At 46.7% G+C, this 22,161-nt stretch carries 13 protein-coding genes; 3 read left to right on the plus strand and 10 right to left on the minus strand.

The genetic code is table 11. The features are described from left to right. The first annotated feature begins 3 nt into the window (after nucleotides 1-3). Nucleotides 4-1,149 (plus strand): phospholipase D-like domain-containing protein, encoded by a 1,146-nt coding sequence (locus B067_RS0105775; RefSeq protein WP_019529119.1) that lies wholly within the window; start codon nucleotides 4-6, stop codon nucleotides 1,147-1,149. A 2-nt stretch (nucleotides 1,150-1,151) separates the two neighbouring features. Continuing rightward, a complete protein-coding gene (locus tag B067_RS0105780; RefSeq protein ID WP_019529120.1) occupies nucleotides 1,152-1,889 on the plus strand; it encodes an endonuclease/exonuclease/phosphatase family protein in 738 nt (245 codons plus the stop codon). A 10-nt stretch (nucleotides 1,890-1,899) separates the two neighbouring features. Here B067_RS0105780 and B067_RS0105785 read toward each other — a convergent pair whose 3' ends face one another. The 8 genes from B067_RS0105785 to B067_RS0105825 all read right to left on the minus strand — a co-directional run bounded on the left by B067_RS0105785 (nucleotide 1,900) and on the right by B067_RS0105825 (nucleotide 16,042). Further along, entirely contained in the window at nucleotides 1,900-4,038 is a 2,139-nt protein-coding gene (locus B067_RS0105785; RefSeq protein ID WP_019529121.1) for an FAD-dependent oxidoreductase, read from the minus strand. 158 nt (nucleotides 4,039-4,196) lie between these two features. Next, nucleotides 4,197-4,475 (minus strand): peptidylprolyl isomerase, encoded by a 279-nt coding sequence (locus B067_RS0105790; RefSeq protein WP_019529122.1) that lies wholly within the window; start codon nucleotides 4,473-4,475, stop codon nucleotides 4,197-4,199. Between the two features lie 102 nt (nucleotides 4,476-4,577). After that, on the minus strand, nucleotides 4,578-6,947 hold the full coding sequence (locus B067_RS0105795) for a VolA/Pla-1 family phospholipase (protein WP_051083827.1): 2,370 nt from the start codon (nucleotides 6,945-6,947) through the stop codon (nucleotides 4,578-4,580). 19 nt (nucleotides 6,948-6,966) lie between these two features. Beyond that, a complete protein-coding gene (locus B067_RS0105800; protein WP_019529124.1) occupies nucleotides 6,967-9,489 on the minus strand; it encodes a TonB-dependent receptor in 2,523 nt (840 codons plus the stop codon). A 76-nt stretch (nucleotides 9,490-9,565) separates the two neighbouring features. Then, nucleotides 9,566-10,744, minus strand: coding sequence for an acetyl-CoA C-acyltransferase FadA (gene fadA, locus B067_RS0105805; RefSeq protein WP_019529125.1), 1,179 nt, complete (start codon nucleotides 10,742-10,744; stop codon nucleotides 9,566-9,568). Next, complete coding sequence (gene fadB, locus B067_RS0105810) at nucleotides 10,737-12,884, minus strand: fatty acid oxidation complex subunit alpha FadB (protein ID WP_019529126.1); 2,148 nt, start codon at nucleotides 12,882-12,884, stop codon at nucleotides 10,737-10,739. Before fadB ends, fadA begins: the two co-directional genes overlap by 8 nt. A 49-nt stretch (nucleotides 12,885-12,933) precedes the next feature. After that, entirely contained in the window at nucleotides 12,934-14,721 is a 1,788-nt protein-coding gene (locus B067_RS0105815) for an acyl-CoA dehydrogenase C-terminal domain-containing protein (protein ID WP_019529127.1), read from the minus strand. Between the two features lie 268 nt (nucleotides 14,722-14,989). After that, nucleotides 14,990-16,042 (minus strand): AraC family transcriptional regulator, encoded by a 1,053-nt coding sequence (locus tag B067_RS0105825; RefSeq protein WP_019529129.1) that lies wholly within the window; start codon nucleotides 16,040-16,042, stop codon nucleotides 14,990-14,992. Between the two features lie 242 nt (nucleotides 16,043-16,284). On the opposite strand from B067_RS0105825, the gene bktB reads away from it, so the two are divergent. Beyond that, complete coding sequence (gene bktB / locus B067_RS0105835) at nucleotides 16,285-17,472, plus strand: beta-ketothiolase BktB (RefSeq protein WP_019529131.1); 1,188 nt, start codon at nucleotides 16,285-16,287, stop codon at nucleotides 17,470-17,472. Between the two features lie 645 nt (nucleotides 17,473-18,117). Here bktB and B067_RS0105840 read toward each other — a convergent pair. After that, nucleotides 18,118-19,494: a YjiH family protein gene (locus B067_RS0105840; protein ID WP_019529132.1), complete on the minus strand. Its 1,377-nt coding sequence runs from the start codon at nucleotides 19,492-19,494 to the stop codon at nucleotides 18,118-18,120. A gap of 119 nt (nucleotides 19,495-19,613) precedes the next feature. Then, entirely contained in the window at nucleotides 19,614-21,980 is a 2,367-nt protein-coding gene (locus tag B067_RS0105845; protein ID WP_019529133.1) for a TonB-dependent receptor, read from the minus strand. Between the last annotated feature and the right edge of the window lie 181 nt (nucleotides 21,981-22,161).

The raw sequence follows: 22,161 nt of genomic DNA on the forward strand, positions 1-22,161 counted from the left end.
CCTATGGATGCAGTCGAGCCCATGCCACAACGCTGGCAACAAGAACGCTTATTTGATAATGCCGAGCATTACTTTGCTGACCTAATAGCCGCTATAAATCAGGCCGAGCACAGCATAGCGATTAATTTTTATATTTTTAACTATGATAAAACTGGCCGTAGAATTATTGAAGCACTAGCTGGTGCGGTAAGTCGAAAAGTAGATGTACGCGTATTAATAGACGGCATAGGCTCCTATCAATCAGGTTTAAAAGCGGCTTTAGCTATGGAAAAAAGGGGGGTACAAGTACGTATTTTTCATCCACTACCCTGGCAACTCAGCCAATATAGACGCTCGGTCTTTAAGGGTAATTATTTTGCGAAGTCTCTGCATTTTTTTCAAAAAATAAACCGCAGAGATCACCGTAAACTTTGTATTATAGATAGGCAGAAGCTGTCGACCGGTAGTTTTAACATTAGCGACCAGCACCTAAGCACGGTTCAAGGTGGTGATAATTGGCGCGACTATGGGGTGATGGTTTGCGGCGCTAATGTAGCCGCCATTAGTGATAACTTTGACCACTACTGGTATAGATCTAAAACCAAGTATCATCCCAAAACCCTACCTCATCACTTTTCTTTTTACTGGCATAATTTCAGCCATAAATCTAGAAAACGAAAAAACTACCTCTTAGTCAAAAAAATTAACCATGCCCAGCAACGTATTTGGATAGTCAGCGCTTATTTCGTCCCTTCGGGGCGGATTATTAAAGCACTGAAGCAGGCGGCGCAACGCGGTGTAGATATACGGGTAGTGGTGCCACGTAGTTCTGACGTTATTTTTTTCCCCTATCTTGCTAAGAGCTACTACCATGACCTGTTATCTTCAGGCATACGCATTCACGAATACTTACCCAGCTTTATACACGCCAAGGCTATGATTATCGATGAATTTTATTTACTAGGCAGCTCAAACTTAAATCACCGCAGCTCACTGCATGATTTAGAGCTGGATATTATACTCACTCATGCAGACAGCCAGCAGCAATTATGCAGTTTTATACTTGCCGATATAGATAAGGCCTATGAAATTAAACGGGACAATTTACAGCGCAGCATTAGTAATAAAGTCTTGGGGTTTATTGCTAGGCTGGTACGCCACTGGATGTAACTATGAGTAAAATAATCAAATGCCTATCCTACAATATACACAAAGGTTTTAGCACCAGTAACCGACGCTACTTGCTATCGGAAATACGCCACGCCATACGTGACGCTGATGCTGACTTAGTTTTTTTGCAGGAAGTATTAGGCCGCCATGATAAGCATGAAAACAAACATAGCCACTGGCCTAAAGAGTCACAGTTTGAATTTTTAGCGGATCAAATATGGCCACACTATGCCTACGGTAAAAATGCTAGCTACCAACACGGCCATCACGGCAACGCCATACTCAGTAAACAGGCTTTTAGCGAATGGCATAATAAAGATGTCTCTAAATGGCAGTTTTCACAGCGCGGTATTTTGCATGGTGTGATTGCTGACAGCATTTATGTGTACTGTGTGCACCTAGGCTTATTTGGCCTGGAGCGAAACTACCAATATAAAAAACTGTTACAGTTCATAGAACGTAGCTGTCCTAAAGACGCACCGCTGATTATTGCCGGTGACTTTAATGATTGGCAGGGCAAGCTTGATAAAAAACTGCAAAGCCAACTTAATATTAGTGATGTACACCATCAGCACACCGGAAAATTGGCTTTAAGCTTTCCTGCAATATTACCGATTTTCCCTATGGATAGAATGTATACCCGTGGCTTTTCCGTGCTACATGCTGAAGTACTAAACCAAGGCCATTGGCAGCGTTTATCTGATCACTGCGCCTTATACAGTGAGTTAACGCTTGATTAACAACGCTCAATTAGCGCCGTTTGCCTAAGCGCCAACGCTGCCACAGCGCTAGGCATTGTAATAGCCGCTGCGGCGCATGAGCCTGTTTCCACTGCCCTGCGACAAACTTATTAGCCTCCATCATAGTGGGATATACATGTATGGTGCCCAATAATTTATTTAAGCCTAGGCCGTGTTTCATCGCCAACACAAACTCGGCGATTAATTCGCCAGCGTTTGCTGCCACTATGGTTACGCCCAAAATCTTATCTTTACCGGGTACGGTTAGCACTTTAATAAAGCCCTCATCCTGACCATCGGCTATCGCTCTATCTAAATCATCCAAACCATAGCGTGTCACTTCATAGGGTACAGCCGCCGCTTGCGCCTCTTGTTCATTCAACCCTACTCGCGCCACTTCTGGCTCTATAAATGTTGCCCAGGGTATAACCCTATAATCGGCTTTAAACCGTTTTATTACCCCAAACAGCGCATTGACGCTGGCATACCAAGCCTGATGTGCTGCGGTATGGGTAAATTGATAAGCGCCCACCACATCACCCACTGCGTAAATATTGGGATAGTTTGTTTGCAAATACTCATTCACCTGAATACTACCATTGTCATTCAACACCACGCCTAAGCTTTGCAAACCAAAACCTTGGGTGTTGGCTTTGCGCCCTACCGCAATAATAATTTCATCAAAACCTATTAATAAAGTTTCACCCTTGCGCTCACAGCGCAGCGCATAACCTGAGCGCTGCTCTAGCACTTCCTTTGCCTCGGTATGGGTATAAACCGTTATACCCTCTTGCTGAAAACGTTGTTCAACTAATACTGAAACTTCGTTATCTTCCTTCATCATTAAACGCGGCAACATTTCCACCTGCGTCACTTCGCTACCTAAGCGGGCAAAGGCCTGGCTTAATTCACAACCTATAGGCCCGCCTCCTAACACCAACAAGCGCCGAGGTAAGTTTTCTAGCGACCACAAATTATCAGAGCTTAGGTAAGCCACTTGCGTTAAGCCTTTAATAGCGGGAATAAACGGTTGGGCCCCGGTAGCAACTATAATATTTTTTGTGCTGAGAATGAGGCCATCAACCTCAACGGTATAAGGCGACGTAATCATAGCCTCACCTTTAATGACCTCTACACCTAGGCTTTGATAACGCGCTACCGAATCGTGCGGCGCTATTGCGGCTATCACCTTATGCACCCTAGCCATCACCGCTGTAAAATCAACGCTGACAGCACCCACAGTAACGCCATATTGTTGGGCATTATGGGCTAACACCACTTGCTTAGCGGCACGTATCAATGCCTTAGAGGGTACACAACCCGTGTTTAAACAGTCACCGCCCATGCTTTCTTTTTCAATTAAGGTCACTTTCGCCTTGGTGGCCGCCGCGATATAGGCCGACACTAACCCGCCGGCGCCCGCACCTATAACGATGATATTATTATCAAAGCGCGGCGGCTTAGGCCAAGCTTTATACACCTTCCTAGCCTTGAGCATAGCCAGTATTTTTTTGGCGATTAAGGGAAACAAACCCAGCAAACAAAACGCCGTTAATAACGGCATTGAAATAATACCGCCTAGGGTTTCTAGCTGCGCCAACTGAGTACCGGCATTCACATATACCGCAGTGCCAGCTAACATGCCCACTTGGCTAATCCAATAAAAGGTCCAAGCTTTTATTGGCGTTAAACCCATGAGTAGATTAATAATAAAAAAGGGAAATAGTGGAATTAAACGCAGGCCAAATAAATAGAACGCGCCCTCCTGCGCTATGCCCTGATTAATAGTACTTAATTGCCGTGAGAATTTTTTTTGCACACGATCTTTAAAAAGCCAGCGCGTCAGGCTAAACGCTAGTAATGCCCCTATAGACGAGGCAAAAGATACCAATAACAAACCCTGCCAAAAGCCAAACAAAGCTCCTGCTACCAGTGTTAACAGCGCCGCCCCTGGTAAGGACAGACCTGCCACCAGCACATACAGTATAAAAAAGGCCAACGCTGCCAACAGGCTTTGCTCTGCCACAAAACCTTCAATAGTGGCGCGCTGCGCGTTAAAAAATTCAAGGCTGACATAATCGTGCAGGCCAAAAACAAAAAAACCAACAACGGCAGCGATGAGTAGTAAAAACACATAAAGTTTAGGCATAGGGGCTCAAAGGTAGTGGTAATAAAAAGCGCAACAACATAAAGACCATTGACTAGGCCACATGTTCAATTACTCCATTTTAAGTGGGCAGTACCTGTTAGTAATACTGACCATTAAAGCAGACAATGGATAGCTGCTACACTAGCTAGCGCTAATGTTTAATCCCTATAAACCACCTGCACTAAATGGAAACCAAACTGGGTTTTAATAGGCCCATGCACAGTCAGTATAGGCTGTTTAAAAATAACTTGGTCTATCACCTTTACCATTTGCCCCGGTTTCACCTCGCCCAAGTCACCCGAGCGCCTGCCGGACTTACACAAAGAGTGTTTTTTAGCCAACTTGCCAAAGTCGTCACCTTTAGCGATGCGTTTTTTTAGCTGTTCGGCTTCTTCTTGGGTTTTAACGAGTATGTGTCGGGCTAAGGCGGTGGCCATGATGTGCGCTCTCTTTGGCAATTAATTACAGCAGTTTATGCAAAAACCCCAGCTTAAGCTGGGGTTTTTTAAAATTTTAAAAGATTGTCATTATAGCTGAGCTTAATCACCCGGAGCTATATAAGTGTCGTCGGTAACGACTACCACACTTGGTGCCGCCACAAAGTTTGCCACCTGTGTTTGTATTTCAGTAGTCACGGCTAAGTTAGCTGCGCCACTAGGTGCTTCCGCAGAAGCTGTTGGATCTAGCAAAGAACCATGCTTACCCTTGGTAAAGCGCACCAAGGCACTGCCAGCAGTCGTGGTATCAACACCGTTTAAGCCTAACAAGGCCGCCAAAGGCTCAGTACCACCAAAGGGTACCGCGGTGGTTTGGTTGGGTATTACCCTATCCGATAGGTTACTGCCGCCGTCACCGACAATCTCAGTTAAGTGCACTGGCGTGGCGGTAGCCACTAAGCCCGCAGCGAAGTTGTTGGGATCTGCAGAGTCAACTACGGTTTGTGCGGCAAACACAAAAGAAGCCATGGTTGATTGAATCTCCGCTAACTTAGTAGCTTCACCATTTACCGTTAATTGCGTTAAGAAGGCGTTGTATTGGCAAGAGGTATAAACCTCCGTGCCTGCAGTAAAGCCCGTACAACCAGAAGCAGGGCTAGCCATAAACGCCACCAACTCATCAGCTAAGTCGCCACCCGCGCCAGCAATTACCGAAGACTGCACTAAGGGACCAAAGCCCGCGGACTCATTTAAGAAGGCTGCAATACCACCACCGGCACTGTGTATGGAAATATTTTTCACATTAAAAGTGGCATCCACCGAAGCGTTAGCAACCGTAGCAAAACCTACCGAGCTAATACCGCCTAAAGATAAACCAACCACAAACACATTATCATGATCGATGCTGGCACCTGTCACACTTTCTAAGCCGCGACGCAAGCCCAACATATCTGCCATGCTTTGTTTTAAGTTATCTCTAGCAACTAGCAAGGCCCCTAAGTTCATATAATGGGTGCCGGAAACCGTAGAGGCATTGATTTCATCACCGGCGGGGGCACCTAAATCAAAACCACGACTGCCATGTAAGGGGTGATCTATAGCGACCGTTGCAAAACACACCGGTGGTGCTGATAAGGCAGCGGTCATTAGTAACATAGCCTCTTTAGTAGAGGTAATGCCATGCTGTAATATCGCCACCTTATAGGGCGCTGAACAGGAGCCACTAGTGGGTATAGTCATTTGCACATCAATAACATCGGCAGTACGCGCCTCGGGGATAAAGTTATATTGCGTAATATGCCTATCACTATCCAAGCCATAATCACGCAAGGCACCGCCACTCAAGGCATTACAGGTAGCATCGTTAGCCCCTGCCGTACCAGTAGCGCCGGCGGCAATCAGCAAACCGTTATCACAAAGGGCTTTCCAGGGCGTATTGATAGGTGCTGTCGGGTTAGAGCCTGTAGGTATCGCCAAGTAATAAGGCAAGGTAATCGTGCCAGTATAATATTGCGCGGTATCAAAGGCTGCGCCAGGGTCTGAACCCAGTGACCCAGTAAGAACGGTTCTCACCGTCATGCCGCTATCAGCCACAGTTAATGCAGGCGGCGATAAAGCCAGTAAAGATTTAATCGCGCCCATCTCATTACCTACCGACTGCGTAGACAGGGCCATAGAATAAATTAAATTATCACTGTCAACTGCGCCACCGGTAGCGGCTGCGATCATACCTTCATAGATATTGATCACCCCTTGCAAGCTAGCCAAGGAGGCATTACCCGATAAATCTTCTTCGGTATCTTTGAGTAATTGATACGTAGCCGAGGCTTTAACCTCATTGCCATCGGAATCACTAATACCACTAATAAAAGCCACTACATAAGTGCTACTGGGACTCAAAGGCGTTAAGGGTAATACGGTGAGTTTAGCGTCGCCAGCAACAGTCACAAAATCAACACCAAACGTTAACTCCGTGCCGGTAGGCGCACAGGGCAAACCCGCAGGTATCGTCGTTGGGTTGCCGTTACACGTTGCGCCATTGCTTTTGTACACCAAAAACATACGCACTTTGCCGTTAATAGAGCTGGCATCTAAGGTGGTACCCGCCGCCATGTCAAAATTAACAATAATAGGCATTTGGGTAGACCAGCCATCCAAGGCTCCCAGCGCAACTGCTGGGTCGGTGTAGTCCGCGCCACCCGCTGCACGGCCAGCGACTTCGTCGGGCATTTCTAAGGTGCCATCACTAGTGCCTGAAAATAATAAATCACTAGGCAAGGGCAAAATACCATCGGCAGGTTTAAAACTCACCCGCGAGCTTGGCGTTTCATTATCGGCAGGGTTCACCGAATTTTGGGTATTCTTAGAGCTATCTCCGCAGGCGGCCAAAGCCAGTGCACTGCTAATGGTAATTAATTGTGCCCATCGTTTAACAGACAGGGGGGCTAGCGTTGTTTGTTTCATATAATACATGGTATGACTCCAACATCTGTTAAAAGCGGTACTGACCTTGTATGGCAATTGTTCTGCCCGGATCTACCAATGTGTAATAACCTATGCTCTGGGTAAGATTGGCAGCTAAGGGGGTATCGTTGGCATAGCTAATGGTTTCTTCGTCGGTTAAGTTTTTACCCACTAAGGCCACTTCCCAACCCGCTTCGTTATCACCTAAGGCGACACGGGCATTCAGTTTTTGATAACCATCCTGCTCTATATTTGGGTCTACATTTTGCGAAGGATTGTAATCGGTAGTGAATAACACATCGATGGTGGTACGCAGTTGCAGCCTATCACTCACATCAATTACATAATCAGCGGCAATAGCACCCGACCAATTAGCCACGTATTGATTAGTGTTACCGTTAAAATCGCACTCACTTTCACCGGTAGTGATACGTTCACGCTGCGTACACTGGCCATTGAGATAGTCTTTAAACTCAAAATCCAACCAGGCTAATGAACCGCTCAAGGTTAGTGCTTCACTTAAACGCCAGCGGCCATCTAACTCTAAACCTAGCGATACCGCTTCTGCGGCATTACCGACATTAAAGCCTAATACACCGTCGTATATGCTCACCTGCAAGTCATCGTATTGGGTATAGAAATAAGCGACATTTAATTCAGCTGCACCATCGGCCAAACTAGTTTTAAAACCTATTTCTAACGTTTCTGCCTCTTCTTCTGCGTATTCGAAGGCACCAGTAGGCACGACAACATCTAATGCAGAGCTGATAGGGTTAACAATAGTAGTGGCTTGGGGGGGGGCATTAGAGCGCACATCGTAACCACCTGATTTAAAACCACGAGTCCAAGTGGCATAGCTTAAAACATCGTCACTAATATCCACTTCAAAGGTCACTAAAGGTGCGAACTTTTCTACTTCACGCTTGCCTGCCAAGTCATTACGGGCAACCTTAAATACTGCACCGAGCAAGTAATCTATGCCCATAGAGGTATTGGGTATGAACAATTCATCATAGGGAACGGTGTTGCCATCACTATCTTTAACCGTTAGCACACGAGTGGCTTCTTTCTCTTCATAGGAGTAACGGCCGCCTAAGGTTAAACGCACGTTGCTCTCTATATTCCACGTACCTTGTAAAAAAGTAGAGATCACTTCGGTGTCTTGATCAAAGTATCGTGGCACTGAAATACCGCGTAACTGTTGCGCAGCACCGGTGTTATACACCGTGGTAGCGCCACCATCGGCTGAAAAAGCCGTAGGTAATATACCCTCTAACAAATTAGGTAAATCTGAGTCAGGCGTCACCATAAAGGCATCTTCAAAATCTAAACTGCTATCTTGATAATAAACACCCGCTATCCACTCTATTGTTTCGCCAACTGGTGAAACAATACGAAACTCTTGGCTGAATTGTTTAAACTCTTCTTTAGAGCGCACAAAAAATAAATCAGCGCTGGTAAAGTCACAATCGCAAAGCTCATCGTAATCGTATTCTAAATGACTGGTAATAGAAGTTAAGGTGTAATCATTAACTGCGTAATTAAAGGTTAAAGTGACGTTGTCGGTAGTGTTTTCACTAAAATCACCGTTAGATGAGCGCTTAGCGTTTTGGCTAATATCTCGTACGCTATTAGGCACAGTATCAGTGCCTGCATTAAGTGAATATAAAATATCACTCCAATTAGCGCCCGCTAATGCAGGGTTAAGGGAAGCTTCATCGCCGGCAATTTCTATCTGCCTACCTTTTACGTCAAATCTCCCATGCTCAAACTTTAAAACCGCATCTAAATCGCTAGTGATATCCCAAGCTAAAGACAAGCGTACGGTTTCTTCGTCTCTATTGGGCTCGTCATCTCCATCGATATTTTTTACATAGCCATCTAGCTGCCTGTTGCGATAGGCCAAGCGCGCTGATATATCATCGGTAATAGGGCCAGAGACTACGCCATCAAAAATTTGTTCGCCAAATTCTGGCTCATAAGTGCCCGACACCGAGGCCTCAAATTCTTTTGTGGGTTTATTAGTGATTACGCTTAAGGCGCCAGCAATACTATTTTTACCGTATAAAATATTTTGCGGGCCGCGTAATACCTCTACCCTAGCCAAATCTAAAAAAGGTGCCCGGGAGAGTTGCGCGCGACCATAATAGGTACCGTCTACATACATACCTACGGACTGCTCAAAACCTTGGTTAATACCCGAGCCTATACCCCGTATATAAATATTGGTGCCTATACCGGTTTCAGACATGGTGAAGTTAGGTACGTAGGCCTGTAAATCTTCAATCTTCATCAAACCCGCTTCGTTCATTTTATCGCCACTCAGGGCGCTAACCGACACGGGTACATCTTGTAAACTTTCAGCACGATATTGTGAGGTAACTAGCACTTCTTCTAGCACTAGGTTTTGCGCTAAGGCAGAGTGATTAACTGCCGCGACAGCTGTAGCTAGTGCACATAACTTAAACACTGACTTCATGGCTTTTTCTCCGTAGGTGTTGCTATTGTTATTTTCTATGGCTTGCAAACTTTGGTGAATGTTGTCATTCATCTATTTAAAATAGACGAATGACCTGTGTTACCCCATACATCTTTTACTGTGAATATTTAATAGTTTTATCTAGCGATTAATTAACACGCTCGATTATGGTGCTTATACCCTGCCCCAAGCCTATGCACATAGTAGAGAGGCCAAACTGCACATCTTTTTCTGTCATGACATTTAATAACGAGCCGGATATACGCGCGCCGGAACAGCCAAAGGGATGACCCAAGGCAATGGCACCGCCATGTAAATTGACTTTTTCGTCCATTAAATCTAGCAGTTTTAAATCTTTTAATACGGGCAAGGATTGCGCAGCAAAGGCTTCGTTTAACTCTACCGCGCCTATGTCGTCTATGGTTAAACCAGCACGTTGCAGCGCTTTTTGGGTAGAAGGCACAGGGCCATAACCCATAATAGAAGGATTGACGCCGGCAATAGCCATAGCGCGAATTTTGGCTATAGGTTTAATACCTAAAGCTTCAGCCCGCTCTGCTGACATCATAATCATGGCTGCCGCGCCATCAGCAATTTGCGATGAGGTGGCTGCGGTTACGGTGCCATTTTTAGGATCGAACACAGGGCGCAATTTAGCTAAGTCTTGCATATTAGTTTCTGGCCTAATGGTTTCATCGCGGCGCACTAAAATATTGCCACCCATTGCATCATGGCCCGCTAAGGGAATAATTTCATGTGAGAATTTACCCGCCTCAGTCGCTGCATGAGCCAGTTGATGAGAACGCATGGCAAAGGCATCTTGCTGCTCGCGGGTAATACCCGACATACGCCCTAAAAATTCTGCGGTAATACCCATCATGCCCGCGGCCTTGGCAACTTTTTTACTGAGGGCTGGGTTGGGGTCTACGCCGTGGTCCATAGGCAAGTGGCCCATGTGCTCCACACCACCCACCATAAACACATCACCTTGATTACACATAATGGCTTGCGCCGCAGTGTGCATAGCGCTCATAGAAGAGCCACATAAACGGCTAACAGTTTGGCCACCAGCGGTAAATGGAATTACCGTTAATAGCGACATCATGCGGGCCATGTTCCAGCCCTGCTCTTTGGTTTGGTTTACACAACCCCAAATTACATCTTCTATTTCTTCAGGGTTAACCTTAGGGTTGCGCGCCAATAAGGCATCAACTAACTGCGCCGACATATTTTCAGCACGTAAATTGCGAAACACGCCGCCCTTAGAGCGTCCCATAGCCGTACGGGCATAGTCTACGATTACTGCTTCACGTAAATGATTAGGCATAAAAAGATTCTCCATTGGCAGCCATCGCCAGTAATTTTTCTGTAGGCTGGTATAAGCCGCCTAATTCACTCATAGTTTTTGCTTGCTCACAAAATGCCGCTACGCCCACACTATCCAAGTAGCGGATGATGCCGCCTTTAAACGGTGGGAAGCCCACGCCATACACCATGGCCATATCTAATTCGGTGGGGCTGGCAACAATATTTTCTTCCAGGCAACGCACCGACTCCATGGCATAGGGCACCATTAAGCGGTTCATAATCTCTTCTTCCGAAAGTTCTTTAGGGCTAGCGATATGGCCTTTTAATAAATCGAATACGGTGTCATCAACAACTTTTTTGTTTTTACCGCGTTTGTCTTTTTCGTACTTATAAAAACCGACGCTATTCTTTTCACCTAGGCGTTTATTATCTAACAACACCTCTATCGCCGTTTTAAAACCGTGCGACATTCTATCGGGGAAGCCTTCGGCCATTACTGCTCCGGCGTGTACGCAGGTATCTATACCTACCACATCACAAAGATAAGCAGGCCCCATAGGCCAGCCAAAGTTTTCTGCCGCTTTGTCTATCGCTCTAAAATCAACACCTTCGTTAACTAACGCAGCAAACCCCGCTAAATAGGCAAACAACACACGGTTCACTAAAAACCCGGGGCAGTCATTAACGACTATAGGTTTTTTACCCATGGCCAAGGCGTATTTGGTGACTTTGGCTATGGTGGCATCGCTGGTTTTTTCGCCGCGTATAATTTCAACTAAAGGCATGCGGTGCACAGGATTAAAAAAGTGCATACCGCAAAAATCTTCTGGGCGCTTTAAAGACGTGGCTAATAATGAAATGGGAATAGTTGAGGTATTAGAGGCTAATACCGCGCCTTTTTTCAAAGTCGCTTCGGCTTCGGGTAATACCGCCATTTTAACTTTGGGGTTTTCCACCACCGCTTCTATCACTACATCGACGTTTTCTAATTCGGCATAGCTTAGGGTGGGATTAATTTTACTCAGCGTGGCCGCCATTTGTTCTACCGTTACACGGCCGCGATTGACTTGCCCGGTTAATAATTTACTGGCTTCCGCCAAGCCCATATCGATACCCGCTTGCGCGATATCTTTCATCACTATGGGCGTGCCGGTAGACGCAGACTGATATGCTATGCCTCCACCCATAATCCCCGCGCCCAATACTGCAGCCTGTGCCACATCACCGGCATCAGCCGCTGATTTTTTAGCTAGCTTAGAAACGTATTGATCACCCATAAAGACATTAACTAAATTATGGGACACATCAGTAGCGAAAAGTTTGGCAAAGTTTTTTGCCTCTACCGCCATCGCCTCATCTCTATCTAAGCGGGCGTGACGCTCTATAGTTTTGACCGCCATCACCGGTGCAGGATAATGCTTACCCGCTTGTTGAGCGATGTAGCCCTTAGAGGTTTCAAACACCATGCCGCCTTCTATCATATCTAACTGTAGTGGCGAGGTTTTTTCTGCGCGGCGTTTTTGGTAATCAAAATCACCACACATAGCCAGTTTTAATACATTTAGCGCGGCTTGATCTACATGCTCAACAGCCACAACGGCATCAACCATACCTACGGCTAAGGCTTGCGGGGCTTTATAGTTTTTAGCGCCGGCAGTCCACTCAATGGCGTTATCAGCCCCGCATAAACGAGAAGCACGTACGGTGCCACCCCAGCCAGGGATGATGCCTAGTTTTACTTCAGGGAAACCAATTTGTGCGCTATCGGCCATCACCCGGTAATCCACACTCAGGCACATTTCTAAACCGCCTCCCAAGGCCATGCCATTAATGGCCGCCACTGTAGGAAAAGGTAAATCTTCATAGCCACTAAACATAGTGTGAGCCTGCGCCACCATAGCTAAGATGGCCTCTTCACCTTGACTGGCAACATGGCCAAACTCGGTAATATCGGCGCCCACGATAAAGGTAGATTTAGCACTACTGAGTATTAAACCTTTCACCTCTTTGCTGTTTTGTAATACCGTCAAGGCTTGGTCTAACTCTCCCATAGTTAAGCGGTTGAGTTTATTAACTGATTCACCTTGTAAATCAAACACCAAGTGGGCAATACCCTCGTCACCCAAGGTGACGGATATGGCTTTACCTTCAAAAAGCATGTGTAATTCCTTGTTTTAAATTATCTAATATGATGTCTATGCAAAAAGTTTACAGCGCAAAAGGATCTACCTCTGCGCTGATTAAATTATTCACTCCTGACAACATGGTTTGCTCTAAACCCGCTGTGCGCGGCAATATGCGCTGGAAGTAAAACTGGGCGCTATATATTTTGTTACGATAAAACTCATCCCCTGACGCCAGTTTTTGCTGCGCAACCGCTGCAGCCTTGGCCCATAAGTAAGCATAGGTGATATAGCCCGAATACATAAGATAATCGACACAGGCAGCGTTGACCTCGTCTTGATTTTGCATGGCGGCCATGCCTATTTTCATGGTGTTATCGCCCCAGGCTTTTAGCAGCGTGGATAACGGCGCGATAAACTCCGCCATGTCGGGGTTGTCGCTATGGGTTTTGCAAAAAGCTGACATTTCTGTAATTAATAACTGCAGAGGCTCACCGGCTTTAAGTAGAATTTTGCGGCCTAATAAATCCAAAGACTGTATACCGGTAGTACCCTCATAAAGCATAGAGATACGGCTATCGCGCACATTCTGCTCCATGCCCCATTCTTTGATGTAGCCGTGGCCACCAAAAATCTGCATTCCCAAATTTGCCGATTCAAAACCCGTTTCAGTGGCAAAGGCTTTCGCTATGGGGGTTAATAAGGACAGTAGCTCGTTCGCTTTATCAGCATCACCACCGGCGGGATGCACGGTTTGATCGCTAAGTTGTGCCACCCAGTACACCAGCATACGGGCACCTTCGGAAAAAACTTTTTGGGTCATTAACATGCGACGCACATCGGCGTGCACAATAATAGGATCGGCCTCTTTTTCGGGAGCTTTAGTCCCCGATAACGAGCGCATCTGGGTTCTGTCTTTAGCGTAAGCTAGGGAATTTTGATAGGCCCACTCAGCATGTGCCAACCCCTGTGCAGCCGTACCTATTCTTGCGGTATTCATAAAGGTAAACATAGCATTTAAACCACGATTTGCCTCCCCTATCAGATAACCGGTAGCACCATCGAAGTTCATGACACAGGTAGCGTTACCGTGTATGCCCATTTTGTGCTCCAGCGAACCACAGTTTACGGCGTTGCGCTCACCTATATTACCTTCAACGTCGACGATAAATTTAGGCACGATAAATAGAGAAATACCTTTAGTGCCCTTGGGGGCTCCCGGTAAACGCGCCAAAACGATATGGATAATATTTTCGGCCATATCGTGCTCGCCCGAAGAAATAAAAATCTTGGTGCCGCTAATCGCATAGCTGCCATCGCCATTAGGCTCGGCCTTGCTGCGCAGCAGCCCCAAGTCGCTGCCGCAGTGCGACTCAGTTAAACACATAGTGCCGGTCCAGCTGCCATCCACTAACTTGGGCATAAACTGTTGTTTTTGCTCATCGCTGCCGTGATGGCTAATGGTGTGGCAAGCGCCGTGTGACAAACCCGGGTACATACTCCAAGCCCAGTTAGCGGTACCCGACATTTCGGTAACCGCAATAGCGATAGATTTAGGAAAGGCCTGGCCTCCGAAAGCCTCATCGCCCTCCAGTGCCGGCCAACCGCCCTCTACGTATTGTTGGTAAGCTTCTTTAAAACCGGTAGGTGTGGTTACTACACCTTCATGCCACTGGCAGCCTTCACTGTCACCTACGGCATTGAGTGGCGCTAACACTTCTTCACAAAACTTAGCGGATTCATTCAACACCGCATCGACTAGCTCGGCATTCATCTCTTGCCAGCAATCGGTAGCTTGAAAATATTGCTCTATTTCTAATAGTTCTTGTTGGACAAACGCAATATCACGCAGGGGAGCTTGGTAGTGGCTCATATCTGTTCTCACCTCTTAAATAAATCGTTCATCTAGAGTGTAAGAAGTATAGCCGCTATTCAATGGCCGATAGTGGCAATGGCTATGACAATATCAACCATTGGGGGAGCCCGCTTTGGCGGGCAGCTACAAGTAAAAAAAACAAAGCTAGGGGTTTTCTTGTAACTTACAGCTTACCGCTTAGCTCTGTTGCTGAAAGCAACTTCCGCCTTTGCGGGCAGCGGCAAGCTACAAGCAGAAAGGCACGGCCTACGCTTTTTCTTGTAGCTTAAAGCTTGCCGCTTGCCTCTGTTGCTGAAAGCAACTTTTTCCTATATTCACCAGGCGGCAGGCCTGTCCATTTTTTAAACGAACGGCTAAAGGTAGAGGGGTCATCAAAGCCCACTAGGGCAGCAACCTCTTGGGTGCTCATGGTGGGTGAGTTTAAATATAAAATCGCCGCTTCCATACGGGTTTCATCTTTAATTTTTTGAAAGCTGCTAGCCTCCTGCGCCAACTTGCGGTGCAGGCTGGTTACTGACATATGCAAGCTGCTAGCAATTTCCATAGCTTGGGGTAATTCGGTGCCCATCTTTTTTGCCATTAGGGATTTAACCCGCTGCGTCACGGTATCGCTAGAGTGAGCCGTGCGGTTAAAGGCATAGTAAGGGGCCTTGGCTAAAAACTCGTCTATATTTTCGGCCTGCTGTATCACCGGCATGCTTAGAAATTTTGCCGGGTAACTATAACCACAAAAATCTTGCTGATAATAAACCTCGTAGCAATGCTTATTACCCCCTGGATTAGCAAAGGTGTAATACATGGCTTGTAGCGGGATTTCGCGGCCTATCAGCCAGCTTAGAAAACCGTGCCAGGCGGCTAAGGTCGACTTTAAGGTCATGGGGTCAGCAACCGCAATCAAGGCATCAAACTCGGCTGCCGGCAAATGCTCCAGCTTAGCCATTTTTGACACGGCAAACTCGCCTTCCACGCTATAACTTTGTTTGATTTTAAAGCCGCGGCACAACTCAAAGAAGTGACCACACTCGTTTATCGCCTCAGCAAGGGTTTTGGTTTGCACCGCTACCCAGCACATAAATCGCAGCGCCCCAGTAGGCACCAAACCGCCGCTTAACATGCCAAACCAGTCATCACCGCTGGTTTGAATAATGCGGTGATGTAACTGGCCGTAGGCCACGGCCGAGCATGGCTGGTTGCTTTGCAGCGCCTGCATATCCAGCTCTATATCAGCGAGTAACTCAGCACGATCTATGCCCCGCTGCTCGGCTTGGTTAAGCATGGCCTGTATATAGGCGGCCGGTATGGTCAGTTGCTGTTCCACAGAAATCCTTGATTTGCCTGTTATCAAACAAACGCTACCATAATCGATAAACCACTAGCTATAAAGACTTGCAACATTTTGCCTTGCAAGTTGGCCTGTTTGGCCTCTGCTATGCTGTCTGCCATTAGGTATAATCCGCTGTCATTTATATTGCTACACTAGTGTTCAAAATATGCACGCTCTATTGAGCAGCAGGTTCCATAAACACAGCCACAAGCTGTTATGAATAAAAAGGTAATCCCATGCAAGCAAATCGTGAAGTTGTATTTTTAAGTGCTGTACGTACTGCTATAGGCGGCTATGGTGGCAGTTTAAAAGATGTCCCCCCTGCTGATCTAGGTGCGCTATGCGTACGCGAAGCGGTGAAACGTGCGGGGATAGAGGCCAATACTGTTGAAAGCTGTGTAGTCGGCAACGTCTTACGCAGCGAAGCCCGCGATGTCTATATATCGCGCCTAGTCGCCATAGGCGGCGGCTTAGATATAGCCTCTCATGCCGTTACCGTTAACCGCCTCTGCGGCAGCGGTTTAGAGGCCATTGTTAACGCCACCCAGCAAATCCAAACCGGTGAAGTGACTACGGCAGTTGCCGGCGGCTGCGAGTCTATGAGCCGCGCCACCTACTCTATGAAATCTAATCGCTGGGGCCAACGCATGGGCAACAGTGAGATTGAAGATGATATGAGCATCGCCCTACACGACCCTTTTGGCACTGGCCACATGGGGGTTACCGCCGAAAATCTGAGCGAAAAGTTTGCCATTAGCCGCGAAGAACAGGACAAACTCGCCGAAACCAGCCACAGCCGCGCCATTAACGCCATAGAGCAAGGCTACTTCAAAGAACAAATCGTACCGGTGGAGTTAAAAACTCGCAAAGGCGTCACCTTCTTTGATACCGATGAGCACCCCCGCAAAGGCACCACTGCCGAAAGCATTAGCACCATGAAAACCATTTTCAAAAAAGACGGTACCGTCACCGCCGCCAACGCCTCAGGTATTAACGATGCTGCCGCCATGACGGTATTAATGGAGCGTTCAGCCGCCGAAGCTCAGGGTTTAAAGCCTATAGCCAGAGTAGTTTCCTACGCCCGTGCCGGCGTAGAGCCTTCTATTATGGGCATAGGTCCTGTGCCTGCGGTTAAACTGGCCTTACAGCGTGCCGAATTAACCGTAGCCGATTTAGACGTGATTGAGTCTAACGAAGCCTTTGCCGCCCAAGCTTGCAGCGTAGCCAAAGAGTTAAACTTCCCCGCCGACAAAACCAACCCCAACGGCGGTGCCGTGGCGTTAGGCCACCCTGTCGGTGCCAGTGGTGCGATCTTAATAACCAAATTAATCTATGAGCTGCAACGCACTAAAGGCCGTTACGGCTTAGCGACGTTGTGCATAGGTGGCGGCCAAGGTATAGCCATGGTGATAGAAGCGCTATAAACCCGTCCTTAGTAATGGAAAGGTATAAAACGGCTATCTGTGAATAGCTGATTACGAAAATCAGATAGTTTGACGATGAAAAGCTCTTACTTTGGTGAGGGCTTTTTTATTGCCCGTGAGGAAAGCTCCGGCTGAGCTTGATGATTACTAGCCCGAGGGTTGAGCCGGATGCTGTCGCTACATGGGCTGTCCCCTCCCCCCTTTATCTAAAAAGACGCCCGCCTCCGCTGCTAAGCCTTAAGGCGCTGCGCTGTCTCATCCGCTACCGCGGCCAGCCCCTTTATATTTCGCGACAGCACCCGGCTCACCTCTCTAGCATCGTGCGTGTTTTGTTTGTCGGTAAGAAATATGCAGTGTGATCTCGCGCGATATACAGGTAATGGCCCAAGGCTATTGCGTAATATCAAAGATGAGCGCTGAGTGAACGACTGAGACCGGCTGCCTTCCCCGCAGGGGTGTCGGGCTCAGGCGAGAGCGAAAGCAGCCCCTCCCCTGTGGAACAGCGCCGCCATCATGAAGCAATAGCCTTGGGCCATTACCGAATTAAAAACTAGATATACTCCAACAAATAACCACACAGCCTTTACAAAAAAAGCCGCTATTTAAAAAATAACGGCTTTTTTATTTCTGCTAAAAACGATCCACCTACAATAAATAATGAGCGATTAACGTTAAGATCGGCAGCGCTATAACGGTACGCACAGCAAAGATAGCAATCAGCTGCGGTACACTTAGAGGGATTTTTGAACGCATAATTAAAATCCCAGACTCGGCAAAGAAGATCAACTGCGTAACCGACAAACCCGCCAACACAAAGCTGGTAATAGGGTTATCTATGCCGCCGGCGATGATAGCGGGTACAAATTGATCCAATAAACCAACCACCACACCGGGAGCCGCCGCGTGCGCCTCAGGGATTTGCAGCAACTCTAACAGCGGAACTATGGGCGCGGTGATAAAGTGGAAAATGGTGGTGTATTCATAGGTCGCTAATGCCAAGAACTCAATGGCCATAGCAGCTGGCATCATAGTGAAAAACAAATCCAGCAAGTTATGAAAGCCACTTTTAATCATCCTGGAAATAGACGGCGCTGTAGAGGCCCTAGTTAAAGCCTGCTCCAAGGCCCAGCTGCCTAAAGAACGGCCTTCACCGGCCGCCTCTTTGATTTGTTTACCCACCGGCGGGTAATAATCATCGGGAATAAACGATAAAGGGGGCAGCTTAGGCGTTACGATGGCGCAAATCACACCAATTAATACCATAGCGCCGTACAGCAGGAAAAAGTGCTCAGAAATACCCGCCACTTGTGCGGTTAATACTACAAAGGGCACCGACACCACCGAGAAATTAGTGGCGATTACTGAAGCTTCACGCATAGAGTAAAAGCCGGTTTCGTATTGCCGTATGGTAACCAACACCGCAATACTGGATGAGCCTACCCAGGAAGCCAGTGCATCAATAGTCGAACGGCCAGGCAGGCCAAACACTTTTTGAAACACCTTGCGTAACATCGTGCCGGTAAACTCTAAAAAGCCATAATCTGTTAACAAGGGCAGCAATAGGCAACCTATGCCTATTAAACAAAAGATAATCCCGGCTACATCAACAAATGCGGTAATGCCGGTGGATTTACCTATTACCCACTCGGGGCCGTATTGCAGCAAGGTCATGGTGCTGAAGATAGCACCCAATACCCGCAAGATTAGCCAGATGGGCGTAGTTTGAAACATCTCCGCCATAGCGGGTGTGCGTTTGCTCCACGATTCAGAAGCCACGCTGTAAAACAAAGACAGTAGCGCTGAACTAACAAAAATAAAGGTGGTTATGTGTGCCATCGACGTGCCCACAGAAGCTTTCAACAGCTCTGCCAGCATACCCAGTATCACGGTCATTTTGCCGTTAAACTCAACCGGCACCAAGAAAAAACCGACACCTAATAACGAGGGAATAAGAAATTTTAAAAAGTTAGCGCGCGTCCAGTGCTCACTATTTCTTACTGAATCTACCACTTGTTCACTCATACTTACTCACTTACTTTTTTATACTTATCAAGCCGGATACTAGCCTAATTACACCTATCATATTCAATAATAAACAATAAGGGCCTTGCGGCCCTTATTGTTTAAAAACCTTTCTATATTTAGAAGGTATATTTCACACCAACACCTACCGTACGTGGGCGCACCACATAACTGGCATCACCAGCCTGGTTACGATTACTGGCATCAGCCACACCGGCATACTGTTGGTAAAAGGCATTACCCAGCTCTAAGGTAGAGTCATCTGAATCAAAGGCATTATCTATAGAGAGTGAGAACTGCCATTGATCGACGTAAACCATTAACGAGGTATCGATAATCACTTGTGCATCGACTTCATCATAGTAAATACTGCTTTTGTTAAAGTCGGTGCCGAAGCTTTCTTTATAAAAACCACCCAAGCGGTAAGACAGTTCTACGCCGTTATCCATCATATAGGAATAATCTAACGCCGCAGTAAAGGTGCTTTTGGGCACGCCCGGTAAGTCAGAACCTTTCTCTATAATTAAGGTAGGGTCACCGGCTAGATTAGGTAAGCCTGAAAAGTCCTCAGAGGTTTCCGCTGACACATAAGCATAGCCTAAAGAGAGTGATAGATTTTCAGTAAAGTGTGATTTCACCTCTAGCTCTAAGCCGGTAGTTTTAGATTCACCTAAATTATAAACAATGGGGAAGCCGCCCTGCGCACGTTGCAGTACTTGGTTGTCGTCCCAATCTATAGTGAAGATTGCACCTGACATTTCTAAATGATTGTCCAAGAAACGGCCTTTAAAGCCCACTTCCATGTTGGTAGCCTTATCAGCATCAAAGGTCATTAAGCTAGCGTGGTTGGCAAAAATACCACCCTCTACCGCCGTGGTGGCTGGATCATCTATGGGTAGGCCATTAGAACCGCCGTGGCGGAAACCTTCGGCCCAAGTCATAAACACCATCATGGTTTCTGATAAATCATAAGAGGTATTGAATTTAAAGATTTCATCTTCAAAGTCTTGCTCAGCGCTACCACCACTCAAACCGGTGGGGCCATCACCACAAAAAACACCGCAGGGAGGTAGGGTAATCGTTTGGCTACTTTTAAAGGTTTGATCAAAGAAGCGCGCACCTAAGGTCATCTGCCAAGCTTCGGTGACGTGGTAGGTCAGCTCACCAAATACAGCCTTATCTTTAAAGTTATCTTTTTGAATATTGGTGTAGCCCAAGTCCGGCGCTTGCGGGTTAGTAATACCGTAAAACGTATCGATGCCGTGTATATAATCAGCAGCATCTGCCGAGCCATTCCAAGAAGAGTAATAAGCACCCACTACCCAGTCAAAATCACTTTCGGTGTTAGATACTAAACGTACTTCTTGCACAAAAGCATCGGTTTCAAATTCTTTAACACCAGTAACAAAGTTTCTTGGCACGCCATCGTAGTAAGCCCAAAAACCTTGCGCTGCATAGTTGTAGCTTTGGTCGTAGGTGCTGTCGGCTTCATTGCGATAATAAGAACTGGAAGACGATACCGTGGCAAAACCGACATCAGCCTGTATATCTAAAGAGCTAATACGCACATCGCGGCTAAAAGGCTCTAGGCGTTTAACACCCGACTTATAATCGCCTTCGCTAGCGGAATAGGCTTGGCGGCCATCGACATTATCAGATTGAATTTGGTGATTAAATTCTAAACCTACACTATCGCTAATATCCCAGACAAAACCTAAACGGGCATATTCAACGGTGTTGCCGTTAATATCTTTTTTACTGCTTAGCACACCAGTAGGCTGGCCGTTAGCGTCTAGCCCCTCTAATCTGTTGGCGTCGATAAAACCGCTGTTATCTACATAAGCACCCACGGCGCGTACGGCCATGTTGTCGGAGATAGGCAGGTTAACCATAAACTCGGTATCGGTGTTCATATCACCGGCACCAGTAGTCTGCGCAACTTTAGCCGAGACATGGGCTTCAAACGCTTCCATGCTAGGCTTGTTTTGTATGTAACGCACGGTGCCACCCAAAGAGCCAGAACCGTATAAAGTGCCCTGCGGTCCGCGCAACACTTCTACGCGATTAATGTCGCGCATGTTTAAGTTAACAAATAAAGGCGTCTCACCTATGTAGGTAGAAACGGCAGGGTCAGAGGAGCGATAAAAATCTTCAAAGCCACCTGCTTGTGCGTTCATACCACGCATAATCAAGCCGCCACTGATGCCGTTGTTACGTGGGCCAGTGTCGCTAAAAGAAAGCCCGGGTATATTACGGGTTAATTTAGAAAAGTCGGTAATACCGGCTTTCTCTAGAGCTTCACCACCTACGGCGCTGATGTTAGAGGGAATATCCATCACCGTCGTGTTGCGGCGGCTAGCGGAGACCACCATTTCCTCTAATTCCAAAACTGTGCCTTGCGCTTGTACCGCGATTGGGGCAGACATCGATACCATCGGTATTAATATGCTCAGTGCTTTTTTCTTGAATGCTTGTTTGTTAAGCATGGGCTGAAATCTCCTCATTATTATTCACAAAGATTGACTTGCTACTAACACTAAGACGAACAGTGTTTTAGATTTGTGAATAAAAAAATGAAAAAAGTCTAAATATTAATTCTAAGGGTAATGACAAGGCCTACACTAGTGCCTCAGAAAAATATAAGCATTCGCTATTATTTAGCATAGG

Source organism: Dasania marina DSM 21967 (assembly GCF_000373485.1).
Lineage (GTDB): Bacteria > Pseudomonadota > Gammaproteobacteria > Pseudomonadales > Dasaniaceae > Dasania > Dasania marina.

Coding starts and splice junctions, on each gene's coding strand:
- B067_RS0105840 (WP_019529132.1), bottom strand. CDS start 19,494: ATGAGTGAACAAGTGGTAGATTCAGTAAGAAATAGTGAGCACTGGACG.
- fadB (WP_019529126.1), bottom strand. CDS start 12,884: ATGCTTTTTGAAGGTAAAGCCATATCCGTCACCTTGGGTGACGAGGGT.
- B067_RS0105795 (WP_051083827.1), bottom strand. CDS start 6,947: ATGTATTATATGAAACAAACAACGCTAGCCCCCCTGTCTGTTAAACGA.
- B067_RS0105815 (WP_019529127.1), bottom strand. CDS start 14,721: ATGAGCCACTACCAAGCTCCCCTGCGTGATATTGCGTTTGTCCAACAA.
- B067_RS0105775 (WP_019529119.1), top strand. CDS start 4: ATGGATGCAGTCGAGCCCATGCCACAACGCTGGCAACAAGAACGCTTA.
- fadA (WP_019529125.1), bottom strand. CDS start 10,744: ATGCCTAATCATTTACGTGAAGCAGTAATCGTAGACTATGCCCGTACG.
- B067_RS0105780 (WP_019529120.1), top strand. CDS start 1,152: ATGAGTAAAATAATCAAATGCCTATCCTACAATATACACAAAGGTTTT.
- B067_RS0105800 (WP_019529124.1), bottom strand. CDS start 9,489: ATGAATGACAACATTCACCAAAGTTTGCAAGCCATAGAAAATAACAAT.
- B067_RS0105845 (WP_019529133.1), bottom strand. CDS start 21,980: ATGCTTAACAAACAAGCATTCAAGAAAAAAGCACTGAGCATATTAATA.
- B067_RS0105790 (WP_019529122.1), bottom strand. CDS start 4,475: ATGGCCACCGCCTTAGCCCGACACATACTCGTTAAAACCCAAGAAGAA.
- B067_RS0105785 (WP_019529121.1), bottom strand. CDS start 4,038: ATGCCTAAACTTTATGTGTTTTTACTACTCATCGCTGCCGTTGTTGGT.
- bktB (WP_019529131.1), top strand. CDS start 16,285: ATGCAAGCAAATCGTGAAGTTGTATTTTTAAGTGCTGTACGTACTGCT.